Source organism: Ardenticatenales bacterium, assembly GCA_020634515.1.
Classification (GTDB): Bacteria; Chloroflexota; Anaerolineae; order Promineifilales; family Promineifilaceae; genus JAGVTM01.
Map to the genome: position 1 here is coordinate 686,704 of JACKBL010000002.1, position 15,216 is coordinate 701,919.

At 60.6% G+C, this 15,216-nt stretch carries 11 protein-coding genes; 6 read left to right on the forward strand and 5 right to left on the reverse strand.

The genetic code is table 11. From position 1 onward, the window contains the following. The first annotated feature begins 213 nt into the window (after positions 1-213). Together H6650_07400 and radA are read left to right on the forward strand one after the other, a co-directional pair. Positions 214-1,173, forward strand: coding sequence for an integron integrase (locus tag H6650_07400; GenBank protein ID MCB8951821.1), 960 nt, complete (start codon positions 214-216; stop codon positions 1,171-1,173). A gap of 84 nt (positions 1,174-1,257) precedes the next feature. Next, a complete protein-coding gene (radA, locus tag H6650_07405) occupies positions 1,258-2,643 on the forward strand; it encodes a DNA repair protein RadA (protein MCB8951822.1) in 1,386 nt (461 codons plus the stop codon). 13 nt (positions 2,644-2,656) lie between these two features. Here the strand turns inward: radA and H6650_07410 are convergent, their stop codons facing one another. The 3 genes from H6650_07410 to H6650_07420 form a co-directional block, all read right to left on the reverse strand. Continuing rightward, complete coding sequence (locus H6650_07410; protein ID MCB8951823.1) at positions 2,657-4,438, reverse strand: LysM peptidoglycan-binding domain-containing protein; 1,782 nt, start codon at positions 4,436-4,438, stop codon at positions 2,657-2,659. Positions 4,439-4,448: 10 nt separating this feature from the next. Then, on the reverse strand, positions 4,449-5,684 hold the full coding sequence (locus H6650_07415) for a tyrosine--tRNA ligase (protein ID MCB8951824.1): 1,236 nt from the start codon (positions 5,682-5,684) through the stop codon (positions 4,449-4,451). 244 nt (positions 5,685-5,928) lie between these two features. Next, positions 5,929-6,480: a hypothetical protein gene (locus H6650_07420; GenBank protein MCB8951825.1), complete on the reverse strand. Its 552-nt coding sequence runs from the start codon at positions 6,478-6,480 to the stop codon at positions 5,929-5,931. 38 nt (positions 6,481-6,518) lie between these two features. Here H6650_07420 and H6650_07425 point away from each other — a divergent pair, with 38 nt between their 5' ends. Beyond that, complete coding sequence (locus tag H6650_07425) at positions 6,519-7,913, forward strand: SurA N-terminal domain-containing protein (GenBank protein MCB8951826.1); 1,395 nt, start codon at positions 6,519-6,521, stop codon at positions 7,911-7,913. 71 nt (positions 7,914-7,984) lie between these two features. Here H6650_07425 and smc read toward each other — a convergent pair whose 3' ends face one another. After that, positions 7,985-11,524 carry a chromosome segregation protein SMC gene (gene smc / locus H6650_07430; protein MCB8951827.1) on the reverse strand — a complete coding sequence of 1,180 codons (3,540 nt, stop codon included), beginning with the start codon at positions 11,522-11,524 and terminating at the stop codon, positions 7,985-7,987. A gap of 61 nt (positions 11,525-11,585) precedes the next feature. Beyond that, the gene (locus tag H6650_07435) at positions 11,586-12,791 is read right to left on the reverse strand and encodes a class I SAM-dependent methyltransferase (protein MCB8951828.1); all 1,206 of its coding nucleotides are present in this window, start codon (positions 12,789-12,791) and stop codon (positions 11,586-11,588) included. Positions 12,792-13,321: 530 nt separating this feature from the next. Here H6650_07435 and H6650_07440 point away from each other — a divergent pair. The 3 genes from H6650_07440 to folP are packed head-to-tail and all read left to right on the forward strand — an operon-like array spanning position 13,322 to position 15,185. Further along, positions 13,322-13,702 (forward strand): poly(hydroxyalkanoate) granule-associated protein, encoded by a 381-nt coding sequence (locus H6650_07440; protein MCB8951829.1) that lies wholly within the window; start codon positions 13,322-13,324, stop codon positions 13,700-13,702. A 45-nt stretch (positions 13,703-13,747) separates the two neighbouring features. Then, on the forward strand, positions 13,748-14,290 hold the full coding sequence (gene folK, locus H6650_07445; protein MCB8951830.1) for a 2-amino-4-hydroxy-6-hydroxymethyldihydropteridine diphosphokinase: 543 nt from the start codon (positions 13,748-13,750) through the stop codon (positions 14,288-14,290). After that, positions 14,283-15,185, forward strand: coding sequence for a dihydropteroate synthase (gene folP / locus H6650_07450; protein ID MCB8951831.1), 903 nt, complete (start codon positions 14,283-14,285; stop codon positions 15,183-15,185). Before folK ends, folP begins: the two co-directional genes overlap by 8 nt. Positions 15,186-15,216 lie beyond the last annotated feature (31 nt).

The following is a 15,216-nucleotide window of genomic DNA, read 5'->3' on the forward strand; positions in this document are numbered from 1 at the left end:
AGCTATAGGAGATAGTTCACTGAAAAAACCGGGTTTTTCGAGTGCCCGGCCAAAATTACCAGAGTGGTTCATGTGTAAAAACCCGGTTTTTGGCCTTTTTTCAGTAGAGTCAAACGTTACATTGGGGGGGAATACTGGCTCGACCGGCTACCTGCGCGGAGCGCTTAGTTCAACTATCCCACAAGAGGGAGATGACATGACGACCAAACCAAAATGACTCGATCAGGTGCGACATGCGTTGCGTTTACCGAAAAAAAACATTACTCGTATGCCACTGAAAAAGCATATGTGCATTGGGCGAAGCGGTTCATTCTTCACTATGATAAACGCCATCCGGCCGAAATGGGCAAGGAAGAAGTGGAGGCATTTCTGATTTATCTGGCTGTGGATCAGCATGTTGCCGCTTCCACCCAAAACCAGGCGCTTAGCGCACTGTTATTCCTTTATAATGAGGTGCTGGACAAACCCCTTGGCTGGGTAGATGTCACTTGGGCCAAAAAACCAGAGCGATTGCCAATTGTCTTAACCAGAGAAGAAGTGCGGGCAGTGCTGGCGCAGTTATCAGGTGATATTCTGCTGATTGTACAGCTTCTGTATGGGGCTGGACTGCGTTTGAAAGAGTGCCTCGGGTTACGGGTGCAAGATATCGATTTTGGGCAGCGCTTGATTGTTGTGCGCAACGGCAAGGGACAGAAAGATCGCACAACGACGCTGCCAGATCGCATTGTGCCCGATCTACGAAAACACCTGGCGACTGTACAAAAACAACACCACACTGACCTGCAGAAGGGTTATGGGCGCGCCCCTCTCCCTGACGCGCTTGACCGCAAATACGTCAATGCCGAATGCGAATGGGTCTGGCAGTTTGTCTTCCCTTCCCAAACTCTATCCAGGAACCCCCGCGCCGACCACGACACCCTGTATCGCTTCCATTTGCATGAAAGCCGTGTGCAGCGGGCGGTGCAAGCAGCCGCCCGCAAAGCCGGTATCGCCAGGCGGGTTAGCCCACACGTGTTCCGACACAGTTTTGCCACCCATCTGCTCGAAAGCGGGCATGACATTCGAACTATTCAGGCATTATTGGGACACAAAGACGTCAAGACGACAATGATTTACACCCATGTCTTAAACAAAGGCCCCTTGGGGGTACGGAGTCCGCTGGACCAGGATTGACAGGTTTGCATTTGCATTGAATTGGGCATATTGCTTGTATTGAGCGAGATAACCAATCGGCGGACGGTCACGAGGAATTTTGCAATGGCGAAGACACGAAGCCAGTTTGTCTGTCAGAACTGTGGGCGGGTGACGCCGGCATTTATGGGACGCTGCCCCCAGTGTCATGAGTTTGGCACGATGGTGGAGCAGGTGATTGAGCCGCCGGCAGCCAGTGGGCGGGCGCGCCCGCGCCCGGGCGGATTGGAGAGCGTGCCGCAGCGGCTGCCGGAGGTGACGTCGGATGGCGTGGCGCGCATGGCGGTCGAGCCGGGGGAATTTGCCCGTGTGCTGGGCGGGGGGATCGTCCCCGGATCGCTGATTTTGTTGGGCGGGGACCCCGGCATTGGCAAATCCACGCTGCTGCTGGAGGTGGCGGCGCGGGTGGCGAATACGCACGGTCCCACGCTATACGTCTCCGGGGAGGAGAGCGTGCGCCAGATCAAGATGCGGGCGGACCGCTTGGGGCTGCAGGCACATGACCTGTTCCTGGTGACGGAGACGAGCATGGCCTCCATCCTGGCGCACGTGGATACACTTAAGCCCGTACTGATGATTGTGGACAGTATCCAGACGACGCACTTGGAGGAGTTAACGTCCGCTGCCGGCAGCGTCAGCCAGATACGCGGGTGCGCCGGACGTTTTCAAGAGCTGGCCAAGCTCGTGGGTGTGCCCATTTTCCTCGTCGGCCACGTCACCAAAGAGGGCGCGATTGCCGGACCGCGCGTGCTGGAACACATCGTGGACACTGTGCTGTACCTGGAAGGGGACCCGTTCCATCAGTACCGCCTGTTGCGTAGCGTGAAGAACCGCTTTGGGGCGACCAGCGAGGTGGGCGTCTTTGAGATGCAGGAGCAGGGCATGGTGGAGGTGGCGAATCCGTCGGAGGCGTTCCTGGCGGAGCGGCAGATCAGTGCCCCGGGGTCGGCCATTGCCGTGACGATTGAGGGCACGCGGCCGCTGCTGGTGGAAATCCAGGCGCTGGCCAGCGAGACGGCGTTCGCCAACCCGCGGCGCACGGCCAACGGCGTGGACTACAACCGCCTGCTGCTGCTGACGGCGGTGCTAACGAAGCGGGTGCGGGCGCGTCTGTTTGATAAGGACGTGTTCGTGAACGTTATCGGCGGGCTGCAAATTGACGAGCCAGCGGCGGACCTGGCGATTGCCGTGGCTATTGCCAGCAGTCTGAAGGACCAACTGGTGCGGGCGGATATGGCTTTTGTGGGGGAGGTGGGGCTGGGTGGAGAACTACGGGCGGTGAGCCAGCTAGACGTGCGTTTGCGGGAGGCGGCGAAGTTGGGGTTCAAGCGGTGCGCCACGCCCCACTATAGGCGGCGGCAGGTGGACTCGTTCCCGGCAGGCCTGGAGGTGATCGGCTGCCGCTCGCTGCAAGATGTGCTGGAAGTGGCGCTGCTGCCGCAGGGGGAGTGAGGGGAGCGGGGCATTATTTGCGGCTGAGGAAGAGGAAGAGGCCACCCACCAGGATAAGGAGAACGACAATGCCGGCAGCTAACCGCGCCAGCGACGTCACACCCTCCTCATTTTCCGGCGGCGTGGGCGCTGTCAGGCTGGCCGTGGGCGCGGGCGTCAGCGTGGGAGCCATCACCGCCGTGGCCGTGGGCGCGGTTGTGGGTGCCGTGGTTGCCGTTGCCGGCATTTCCGCCGATGTGGGCGTCAGCGTGGGTGTGGCCGATGGCTCCGGGGCAAACGCGGAGCCGCCCACCTCTTGCGGGTGAGGCGTGCGCGCGATGACGACCTCCTGGTTGATTTGCAGCACCGCGTCCTGATTCAGCCCACTCACCGCGTACAACTCCTCCAGGGTCAGGCCATAGGTGACGGCAATGCCCACCAGCGTGTCCCCCGTCGTCACCACATGCACCACCGTGCCATCCGCGTCCACCCGCTTTTGCGGTTGGTCGGCGACAAACGTCGTGCCGGAGTACGCCTCCGTCGCCCCCAGCATCAGCGGCTGCCCGATGCTCAGGAGAGAGGTGGGTTCCAGGTTGTTGTAGGCATACAGAAGTTGCAAATCGACGTCGAAACGACTGGCGATGCCGATCAGGGTGTCCCCTGTCTGCACGGTGTAGATGATGCGGCCATCCGCTTGCGGCGTGGGGGAAGGATAGGGGGATGGCGTGACGGTAGGGGTGGGGGTGTCGCTGGGCGTGGGGGAGGGGCCGGGCGTGAAGGTGGGCGGCGGGGGTTGCTGTACGGCGGGGGCTTCTGGCGCGGGCGGGGCAATGGGGGCGATGCTGCCGGACTTGAAAGCGGCGGACAACTGCGCCGTCAGGTCGAGGTAGGCGCTGCCGTATTCCGCGCTGGGTTCAATCTGGCTGCCTTCGACCCATTCGTTGAAGGAGGTGATGATGAGCATGTCCGGGGCGCTGGCCGCCGCGCCGCTGAAGCTGGCCTGATAGTAGCTGCCGCCGCCGCGGTCGCGGCGAAAGGCGTTGCTGCCGCGAGCGGTGAGGTGCGTGTCGTCAAAGCCGGGCATGGCGGTAGCGACCCAGTATTTGTAGCCGCCGTAGATGCCGGCAGCGGCGCGTGTGTTGCCGCCCCAGGTAGCCGCCGTGCCCGCCGGGTTGGCGGACCAGGCGGTGTTGTAGAGATGGAGGCCGTCGAACACGCTGAGGTATTCGGTATTGCCTCCCTCGGCGATCCAGATGCTGTTGTGGTTGGGGTCCGCCTGCCCGCGAATATAGGCCCAATCGTCCACGGAGAAAAGCCAGTTGGCCCAGAAGAAGATGACGGGGCGACCATCGACGCGCAGGTAGGCAGGGTGGTTGGCGTGGGTGGCAAGGAGGGTTTGCAGGGCGCTGATGCGGTCGTTGTGGTTGGCGAAGAGGGGGCCGCCGCTCTCGAAATCAACGGCGGCTTTGAAGCCGCCGCCGGCGGCGATGTCCAGCAGGGTGCGGAAGTTGCTTTCGGTCTGGTTGGGGCTGGGACCATACCAGCTCTGTACGAAGCCGTCGATGCCGGCATTTCGCGCTTCGCTGACGTGGCGTTGGATTGTGCCGGCATTACTTGATGAGTAAGGCTCCACCGGATTGTACGGCGTCTTCCCCGCGCCAAACGAGTCCGGGCTGTACCAGGCATAGTAAAACGCCAGCACCAGCCGCGTCTGCCCCTGTGCCGCGACGGGCTGAGACCCGCGCCCCAGACCCAGCAGGCAGGCGGTGAGCAGCAAGGTCCAACCAAGACGAGGCAGCCACTGTTTTGCCGGCATTACCCGTCTCCTATTGCCCATCCGTACCGGTCACGCGCAGGAAGTGTCGCTTGCCTACCTGCACGATTTGCTCCGGCAGCGGGTGCAAATTCAAGTAGGTGTCGGTCACTTTTTCGCCGTCCAGGCGCACGCCCCCTTGTTTGATCAGGCGGCGGATTTGTCCTTTGCTGGGGATAATGCCGGCATCAAAAATCACATCCACCAGACTCGTCTCCCCCGCAATCGCGTAAGAAGGCATCTCGTCCGGTAGCTCCTTGCGCTGGAACACCTGCACAAAATGCGCTTCCGCCGCCTGCGCCGCCTCCGCCCCATGGAAGAAAGAAACAATCGCCCGCGCCAACTCCATCTTCACGTCCCGCGGATGGCGCGTGCCGCTCTCCCAGGCCGCAACCACCTCCGCCACCTGTGGCGGCTCATACCGCGTCACCAATTTGAAGAACATCGGCATCACGTGGTCCGGCAGGCTCATCACCTTCCCATACATATCCTCCGGCGCGGACTTGATCGGAATGTGATTGCCCGTACTCTTGGACATCTTTAACTCGCCGTCCGTTCCCGGCAAAATGTCCAGAATGACGGCAACCTGTGGCGGCTGCTCATGCGCCGTCTGCAGCTTGCGCCCCGCCGTGACAATGTTAAAAAGCTGATCCGTCCCCCCCACTTGCACGTCCGTCTCCAAAGCAACCGCGTCATACCCCTGCATCAGCGCGTAAAAGAACTCATGCAAGTAAATGGGTTCCCCATTCTCCAGGCGCAGCTTAAAATTCTCCCGCGTCAAGAACTGCTGCACCGTAAAATTGCTCGCTAGATTAATCACATCGCTGAAGGAAAGCTCCGACAACCAGGTATGATTGTATTTGATCGTCGTTTTTGCCCTGTCCAACACCACAAACGCCTGCTCCGCATAAGTAGCAGCGTTTGCCAGCGTCGTTTCCAATTGCAATTGGGGCCGCAGTTTGTCCTTGTCGCTGGGGTCGCCAATCGTGCTGGTGAAGGAACCAATGAGAAACGTAACATCATGCCCCAGGTCCTGAAACTGGCGCAGCTTAAACAGCGGAACGGTGTGTCCCAGGTGCAGATCGGACGTGGTCGGATCGAAGCCGCAGTAGACGCGCAGGGGGCGGTTGGCCGCCGCCGCCGCGTGCAAACGCTGTCGTAATTCCTGCTCCATGCTTCGCCTGGTTTCCTCGTCGCCGTACTCCGTGCCTTGCATAATGATGGCGACTTGCTCCTCAATTGGACGCATATGCTTCACCTCAACCTTGTGTATTTCTGAACAAACGCGGCGGGTATTATACATGATGCTTTCAGGATGGCACAACGGGGGCGGGGTACATTTTCCGCCAGCAATTCCAATTTTGGAATCCCTTGGTAGGGGCGGGATGACCGGGAAATACCTTCGTCTAGCGTAAGATGTTGTCTCCCGGTCATCTCGCCCGAATTTACGGCCTGTGCGGGCGAGATGGCGCGGAGACGAGGCCTCTTGTTTCCTACAGGTCTATTCCGCGCCATCCCGCCCCTACCATAATTGGAATTGCTGATTTTCCGCATTCCCTGTTGTGCAAAACGGAAGTTGTGGTATTATTTTTCCTCGTTGCGAACTGGCTGCCTGCCTGTACCCGGCCAATGAGTTCACTGAAAAAACCGGGTTTTTTGATTGTCCGGCGGAAATTACCAGAGTGGTTCATGTGTAAAAACCCGGTTTTTGGCCTTTTTTCAGTAGAGTCACCATTGAGCATAGATGCCCATACACATTGCGCACACGCTCCGTGGCAGCCGTGAAAGCGGGAAAGAGCAAGCGCATGTGGCGGGCAGGGCAGTCCATCTTCCCACGTTGATTCCCAATTAAGTGTCCAGACAAAACCGGCCTCGCGCGCGCCGTGAGGCGTGATGTGTGGGGCGCGCGCGTTGACAGGATGCCGTCTTGTCCACCGCATGACCAATCGCTGACGAACCACGCCGCTGCGCAGCACCACCAATGAATAATTATAGCGCAATTGACCGGCGGCACTTCCACCAACTGTCAACTGCAAACTGACCACTACCCACTATCAACTGACCACTATCTACAGAGGCGTTCATGACCAAGAAACGTAATTCACCTGAAAACAATCGCCTGGATCCCCGCGAGTTGCGCGACAGACGCCGCCGCCAGCGGGACGCTGAAGAGCGCCGTCAGGTGCTCCTGGCCGTGGGCGGCATATTGGCCCTCATCGTCGTCGTCGTGCTGATCGGCGTCGTGAATGAGTTCATCGTCAAGCCGGGGCAGCCGGTGGCTACTGTGAATGGAGAGGAGATCTCCACCCGCGAATGGCAAAAGCGCGTGCGCTACCAGCGCGCGCAGTTTATTTCCACCATTGAAGAGTTTTATGACACGACCAACGGCAATGTGGGGTTGGTACAACAGTTGTTGGGGCAGCAGATGCAGTTGCTGTTGGACCCGGAGCAGCTTGGCCTGTTGGTGCTAAACAGCATGGTGGACGAGCGCCTGATTCGAGAAGCGGCCCAGGCACGGGGGATTCAGGTAACGGCGGACGAAGTGCAAAAGGCGATTGAGGAGCAATACAATTATTATGGTGGTGCGCTGCCCACGCCTCTGCCCGCGGCCACGGAAACGGTCATCCCCACGCCCTCCCTGACGCCGATTCCCACGGCGGTGATCACGGAGGTGGTCCCTACGCTGACGCCGTTCCCCACCTTCACGCCCGGCCCCACGCAAACGCCCGCGCCCACGGCTACGCCCGTGTCACAGGAGTCGTTTGACCAGGAATATGGCGCGGCCATACGGCGTCTGAAGCGTTTGGGGGGCAGCGAGGCGATTTTCCGCGAGGTTGTGGAGGCGCAGCTTTATCGTGACAAGCTGACGGAAGCGCTGGCGGAAGATGCCAACCTGCCCACGGAGGAGTTGCAGGCGAGTATTTATGTGATTACTGCCGGCACAAAATCAGAAGCGGACCAGGTACTCAGCGACATTCAGGCTGATAACTACCTGGACGTGTGGAACCAGATTCGCAGCACCCCACCCAATCCTGACAGCGCCTCCACCGCGCAGGCGCGCGAGTTGCTCTGGTCCAATAGCGACCGCATCACCACCTCGCTTGGCAATAACGTCGCCATCGCCGCCCTGGCCCTGGACGTGGGTGTGCCCAGCAACGTGATCACGCAAACCGTGACCACGGGCGAAGGCGATACAGCCACAACAACGGACTCCTTCCATATTATTATGGTCAGCGGCCGGGAAATGCGCCCCCTCACGGAAAGCGCGCTGAACACGGCCCGGCAGCAGAATCTGTCCACCTGGTTAGACAGCCAGCGCGTTACCACGGAAACGCTCGAACGTTGGCGTGCGCGCGTACCCAAGCAGCCCGCGCTGGATCCGAAGTATCTGGCGCAACCAACCCCAATCCCGCAAACGCCGCTGCCGCCGACGCTGGAAGTCGCCACGCCCGCTCCCGCCGCCACCGAAGCTCCCTGATCCCCTTCTTAGAGAGACTGGAGCAGTTTCCAAAACTGCTCCAGTCTGAAAAATCCTGAACGGATGCAGCCTTAACGCGCCCCGTGCAGATACTCTTCCGGGCGCACGGAAATGACGCGGCTGGCGCTGTCCGACCCCATGCTGATGCCGTAAACCGTCTGCGCCGCCTGCACCGTGCCGCGATTATGCGTGATGACGATGAACTGCGTCCTGGCGCTCAACTCGCGCAGAGCGGACACAAAGCGGTTCACATTTGCCTCGTCCAGCATTGCGTCCACTTCATCCAGCACGCAAAATGGGGTGGGCGCGACCTTCAACAGCGCGAAAATCAGGGCCACGGCGGTTAGTGACCGCTCTCCCCCGGACAACAACCCCAACCCCTGTTCACGACGACTGGGGAGCCGCGCCACAATGTCCACGCCACTGACGGTGAGATCATCGGGATCGGTGAGGACTAGCGAGGCGGAGCCGCCACCAAATAGCTGCTTAAACATGTGCCCAAAGATGGCGTCCACCTGCCGCACGGTTTCACCAAAGGCGGCGGACGTCAGTTCATCCAATTCGGCCACGATCTGGCGCAACTGTTGCTCCGTTTTCGTCAGGTCGTCCACCTGCTGCGTGAGAAAGTCATACCGCTGCTGCGTTTCCTCGTATTCGGCGGGAGCATCGGGATTGATGGCCCCGATGCGGCGGAGTTGCCCACGATACTTTTGGATTTCTTCTTCCAGGTCGGGCGGTAGTTCCTCGACCACGGGCAGGTACTCGACGATCTCTGACAGCGGCAGTGGCGATTGACTCACCTCATCCTCGTCATAAGGTAGCACCACCAGTCCCAGGTCGCTCTTAATGCGATCTTTCAACCCCTCAACGTGATTCTCGTGCTGGCTGAGGGCTATTTGCGTTTGCGTGTGGCGCGTTTCCTGCTCGTGCGCGAGTTTCTGCAAACTTGCGTATTCCCGCTCCAATTGGCGCAGTGCTTCCTGCCCGCCGCGCAGCTTCTGCTGCACCGGCGTGAGCAGCCCGTTCAACCGGGCCAGGTCCGCCTGCTGCGTGTCCAGTTCTGTCGCCACCTCTCGCAGATCAAGCTGCGCCAGTTCCTGCTGCCAGCTATCGCGGCGGCTCTCCTGGCGGCGCAGCAAATCCTGCGCCTGCTGCAAGGCCGCCCGGCGACTGTCTACCACCGCCTGTCTCCCGGCCATAATCGTGCGTAGGGCTTCCATCTTCTGCTGCCAGTTTTGCTGTTCCTGTTTCAGTTCAGCGATGGGCAGAGCCGTCAGATGCGCTTGCGCCGCGTCCGCTTCTTGCGCCAGCCGTGTTACCTCCGCTTCCTGGTTTATCACGGCTTGCTGCATTTCGTCTATGCGCGTGTGCAGCCGTTCCTGGTCACGGGCGGCGTTTTCCCGCTGCCGCTGCAAAAAGCGAAGCTGCTGCCGCGCCCGCTCCAGACTGCTTTGCATCTTGGTGAGGCGTTGGTTGAGCGCCTGCCGTTCCCGTTCAAACTGCCGTTCCGTCCTTTCCAGAGCGTCTGCGACTGCTTGCTGTTCCTGCGTGGCCTGATCCTGTTTGTCGGCCTGCACTGCCAGCCGTGCCGTTTCCGCGCGCTGCGCGTCCAGGTCGGCCACCGCCGCGCGCCACGCCGCTTCCTGCGCCAACACGGAACGGCGCGGGTCTTTGGGGGCCTGCTCCACCAACCCACCGGCATGGACGACCAGGCCATCTAGCGACGCGGCAAGGCAGCCGGGGGGCAGCTCGCGCCCCACCGCGTAGGCGGTAGCGGCATCTTGCACCAGCAGCAGCCGCCCCAGCAGCAGTTGACTGACGCCGGCCAGGTGAGGGGGGCAGGCAACGAGTTCACCGGCCCAACCCAGCACGCCCACCTGTTGCGGACGCGGTGGTGAGGGCGAGGCCAGCACATCCGGCTGCGCCACGACGGAGAGCGGTTGGTCCTGTTTTTCCAGCAGCGCCCACAGGCTGGCCGCGTCCGCAACAATCAGGGTGGAGAGGCGCGCCTGTAGGGCCGCTTCGAGGGCGATCTGGTAGGGCGCGGGAATGGTGAGAACGCCGGCCAGCCGCCCGATGAGGGTGGCTTTGTTGTTGATGCGTACCTCTTTTTGGCGCATTTGCGCCAGTAACTCGGTGCGCGCCTCCAGGCGGGCCAGTTCCTTTTGCTGGGCGTTGATTGTCTGCGCCAACTGCTGATTGGCGCGCCGCATCTCTTTCAGCGTTTGTGTGAGTCCGCGGCGTTCGCGTTGTTTTTCTTGCGAGGATTGCTGTAATTCCGCCGCCTGCGACTGCACCTGCGCTACCTGCGCCTCGCGGCGCTGGATGTCCGCCGCCGCCGCTTCCAGTTGCGCGTCGTCTATCGTTTCGCTTGGTTTTTCCCGGCTGCGTTCCCGCAACTGGGTTAGCTGCCCCTTGAGTTGGGCCAGCGTGTCCTGTCCGGCGCGGTGGGCGGCGTTAGCCTGATCGTTTGCCTTTTGCCAGCGCCGAATCTCTGTTTGCCGCGCCTGAAAGGAGCTGTTGAACTGGCTCATTTGCGTCTGCTGGGCGGCAAGCTGCGCCTGCGCCGTTTCCAGTTCAGCGAGGGCAACGGCCAGTTCCGCCTCGGCGTGGGTCAGGCGCTCTTGGGTAATGGGGATTTCGGCGGCGATGTCGTTTAGTTGGCGTTGGATGGCGCTATGCCGTTCCTGCAAAATGGCCGACTGCCGTCGCGTTTTTTCCAATCGGTCGCGGGTGGCGTCTCGCTGGCCCTGGATGTCTTGCTCTTGCCGTTGCCACCCGGCGATCTGTTGCTTTTCGTTGTCCAGCCGATCCTGGTGCTGTTGCAACTTATGGCGGCCATCGCGCCAGGTGGATTCGGCGTCGCGCGCTTCCTGGCGGCGACGGCGCATTTCCAGGCGGGCATGCTGCCAGCGGTAGCCGTATTGTTGTCGCAGCAGGTGGTGCAGGTCGGCGGCGACCTGTTCGTAGTTTTGGGCGCGGTTGGCTTGCCGCTTGAGGGAGCCGAGGCGGGGGCGGATTTCGGAGAGGATGTCGTAGACACGTTCCAGGTTGTGTTGTGTTTCCTGGAGGCGACGGAGGGTTTCGGCGCGGCGACTTTTGTAGTGGTTGATGCCGGCAGCTTCTTCAAACAAAGCGCGTCGTTCTTCCGCCCGCAGGGAGAGGGCGCGGTCGATCAACCCCTGGCCGATGATCGTGTAGTTGCGCTCCGCCAGGCCACTGGTCGCCAACAGGTCGGCCACGTCGCGCAGCCGCACTTTTTGCCCGTTGATCAGGTAGTCGTTTTCGCCGGAACGGTAGGCGCGGCGGCCAATTTCTACTTCGGTGTAGTCGATGGGCAGCCAGGCGTCGTCGTTGTCGAGGGTGAGGATGGCCTGGGCCATGCCGGCACGAGCGCGACTCTGGCTGCCGGCAAAAATCATATCCGTCGTCTTCTTCCCCCGCAGCGCGCTGTAGCTTTGTTCCCCCAGCACCCAACGCAGCGCGTCGGCCACGTTGCTCTTGCCGCTGCCATTGGGGCCGACGATGGCCGTGATCCCCTCGTCAAAAACAAACTCCTGCTTGCTGGCGAATGTCTTGTAACCTTGAAGTTGTAATCGTTTCAGTCGCATTGAGGAAAGAGTCACAGATTGCGCAGATTGCGCGGATTGATTTTCTGGAAAAGTATAGTCATCACCAGACGCGGCACAGGAACCCTTTGAGGTAGGCGGATTCGGGGAAGGTGAGGGCAATCGGGTGGTCGGGAGCCTGGCCGAGCGGGTAGAGAATTTGCGCGGTGCGTCCGGCATCCACCGCCGCGCCAAACAGCACCTTTTGGAACAGGTCCGCGCTCACCAGCCCGGAACAGGAGAACGTTGCCAGCAGGCCGCCGGGCGTGAGCAGCCGCAGCGCCAGCCAGTTCAGGTCTTTGTAGCCACGGCAGGCGCGTTCCACGTCGCGCTGTGTGTGCGCGAATTTGGGTGGGTCCAGGATGATCACGTCAAACTGCTCGCCGGTGTCGCGGTAGTGGCGCAGCACCTGGAAAGCGTCGCCAGCGATGTATTCATCGTCGGGGCGTTGGGGGGCGGTGAGTTGGACGTTGGCTTCCGCCAGCCGCAGCACATCCACGGAACTGTCCAGGTTGGTGATGGCGCGCGCGCCGGCAGCGGCGGCGTAGACAGCGAAGCCGCCTGTGTAGCTGAAGACGTTGAGGAGGCGTTTGCCGGCAACGAAGCGGGGCTGGCAGACGAGGGCGCGGTTGTCTCGCTGGTCCAGGTAGAGGCCGGTCTTGTGGCCGTGGCGCAGGTCTACCTGGAAGGGGTGACCGTTTTCGTGGACGGTGAGCAGGTCCGGGGGCGGTTGGCCCCAGAGGAGGCCACTAACCGGGGACAGCCCTTCTTTCTTACGAATGGAGAGGTCGGAGCGTTCGAGAATGCCGGCAGGTCCCACCCGCGCCGCCAACAAATCCACCAACATCTGCTTCCACCGCTCAATCCCCGCCGTCTGGCTTTGCAACACCAGAAAATCGCCATACTGGTCCACGATCAGACCGGGCAGATCATCCGATTCGGCGTTGACGAGGCGCAGCGCGTTGGTTTGCGGGGCGAGTTGTAGCGCAGTTCTGCCGGCAATGGCGCGCGCCAACCGCCGTTCCCAAAATGCCTCATCAATCGATTCCTCCAGGTCCCAACTAAGGACGCGCGCTTGAATTTGTGAATGCGGATTGTAGTAGGCGCAGGCCAGCCAGGTATCGTCCGCCGCCACGATATGCACCAGGTCGCCGGCGTTTGCCTGCCCTTCCAATCGCTGCACCGCGCCGGAGAAAATCCAGGGATGGCGCTGCCGCAGCGGTCGGTCACGGTCTTTCTTGAGATAGAGAATTGCGGAAATGTTGGTCATGAATACTCACTTTCGGAGCAGATTTTGCTAGATAAATTGAATTGTGGCGCTCGTGCGCTCAACATGCCATTCACAAAGCGCTTGCTTAAGGCAACTTGCCAACTGTATCAGAAACCGCCCGGTTGCCCAATGGTGTTAGCGAGTCGGCAGCCATGCTCCATGCGGATTGATGATGTTTCCCTTTTCCCGTTGATCGTTTTCCCGTTGGCAAAACTGTCCGAATAGAACGATAGCTGCCTTGTCAATGTTGTACAGGCGTACCTTGACACTCATGACGCACCGTGTTATATTACGGCTTAACGCGGCGCGTTATCTGGCGTTAGCGCGGGTGGGAACTAGAGGGTGGCCGGAGCCTGATGAAGATGCGATGCAGCCAGGGCAGCGTGCCTGACATATTGATGAACAGTAACTACTAACGCTCTCTGGAGATTGGACCAAATTCACGCGCTCAATGGCCATTTTCACCAGAGAAAATTGGTTCAATCTGGCCTGGCAGTTACGATGAACAACCTTCAGCGGAGGCATGAGAGATGTCCGAATCTGTGAACTTGATTGAGGAACAGTTGGCCCTGGATGAGGGCAGTTCCGTGCTGGAAATGGCGCGCAAGGTGCTGCTGGCCAGCATTGGCGCTGTTGTCCTGGCGCAGGAAGAGATGGACACATTCGTGGGCAAACTGGTAGAGCGCGGAGAGATCGCCGAAAAAGATGGACGCAAGTTGCTAAACGAGTTGCGTGAGCGGCGTAAGTCCGCGCCGGAGTCGCCACGGGTGGAATCCGAGGGACGTATGGATGCGATGCTGAAACGCATGAATATCCCTACGAAGACGGATATTGAAACATTGAGCCAGAAAATTCATCACCTGACGGAAAAGGTCGAGGGTTTGCTGGTGGCCGCCGAGGACCGACCCTGACCCGCTGGGAAAGGTGATGAGGCGTGGTGGCGTAGGGGTGATCAGATGCTAGATTCTCCCTTGCGCCAGCAGACGGAATGCGCCCCAATCTGTTATCTTGGCCTGGGCAGCAATCTGGGCCAGCGTGAAGTACATCTGCGCCAGGCCATTAAACTACTGCGTGCGTTTATGGTTGTGAGCGCGATTTCTCCCGTTTACGAAACGCCTCCCTGGGGCGTGGTCGATCAGCCTGATTTTCTCAACATTTGCGTGGCGGGCAGTACCCATCTGCCGCCGCTGCCGTTGCTGTCGGCGCTCAAAAGGATTGAAAACGAGATGGGGCGACGGGCTACCTATCGCTGGGGACCGCGCCTGATAGACATTGACCTGCTCTTTTATGGTGATCTGATCTTGGAAACTGAGCGGCTTACCATTCCACATCCTCATCTGGCGGCGCGCGCCTTTGTGCTGGCGCCGCTGGCGGATATTGCTCCCGGATATTTGCACCCACAAACGAAGAATAGCGTCGCCGAAATGTTGGCGGAAGTTGACCAGACCGGGCTGCGGCGTCTGGCCGCGCCTCTGTTTGCCGAGGATGCCCATGTCTAAGGTCGCGCCCGTTCGCCATCCGTCGCTTGCCCGATTTGCGTGGGGCAGTCGCACCTACGTTATGGGTATCCTTAACGTTACGCCGGACAGTTTTTCTGGTGATGGGCTACTGGCGGAGCATGGCCATGTTACGGCGGCGGCGGTGGCCCAGGCGCGGCAGTTCGTGGCGGATGGCGCGGATATCGTGGACATCGGCGGCGAGAGTACGCGCCCGGGCAGCACGCCGGTGAGTGCGGCGGAGGAGATGGCCCGGATTCTGCCGGTGATTGGCGCGGTGCGGGCGGCGCTGGACGTGACGATTTCCGTGGACACCTATCGCGCGGAGGTGGCGGAAGCGGCGCTGGCGGCGGGAGCGGACTGGGTGAACGATGTGTGGGGGCTGCGCATGGACCCACGCATGGCGGAGGTGGTGGCGGCGGCGGGCTGCCCGGTGGTGATTATGCACAACCGCGGCAAGCCAAAGGATGTGGCCCAGGAAACACGGCTGGGGGGGCGGTATGTGGGGGTGGCCTATGACGATTTGCTGGCGGACGTGACGCGGGAGTTGGAAGCGGGCATTGCCGTGGCTCTGGAAGCCGGTATCCTCCCCCACCACATCATCATTGATCCGGGGATTGGTTTTGGCAAGACGGTTGCGCAAAATGCGCGGTTGATCCATGAATTGGGGCGCATTAAGGCGCTGGGCTATCCGGTTTTGTTGGGACCTTCGCGCAAGTCGTTTATTGGTTACACGCTGGACCTGCCGCCGGCGGAGCGTATGGAGGGCACGGCGGCAACGGTTGCCATTGGCATTGACCGCGGCGCGGATATTGTGCGTGTCCATGACGTGCGGGCGATGGTCCGTGTGGCGCGCATGACGGACCGCATTGTACGAGGTGTGGGGTATGAGGTATGAGGTATGAGTGAGGTCATTGCCGCTTGCCTGA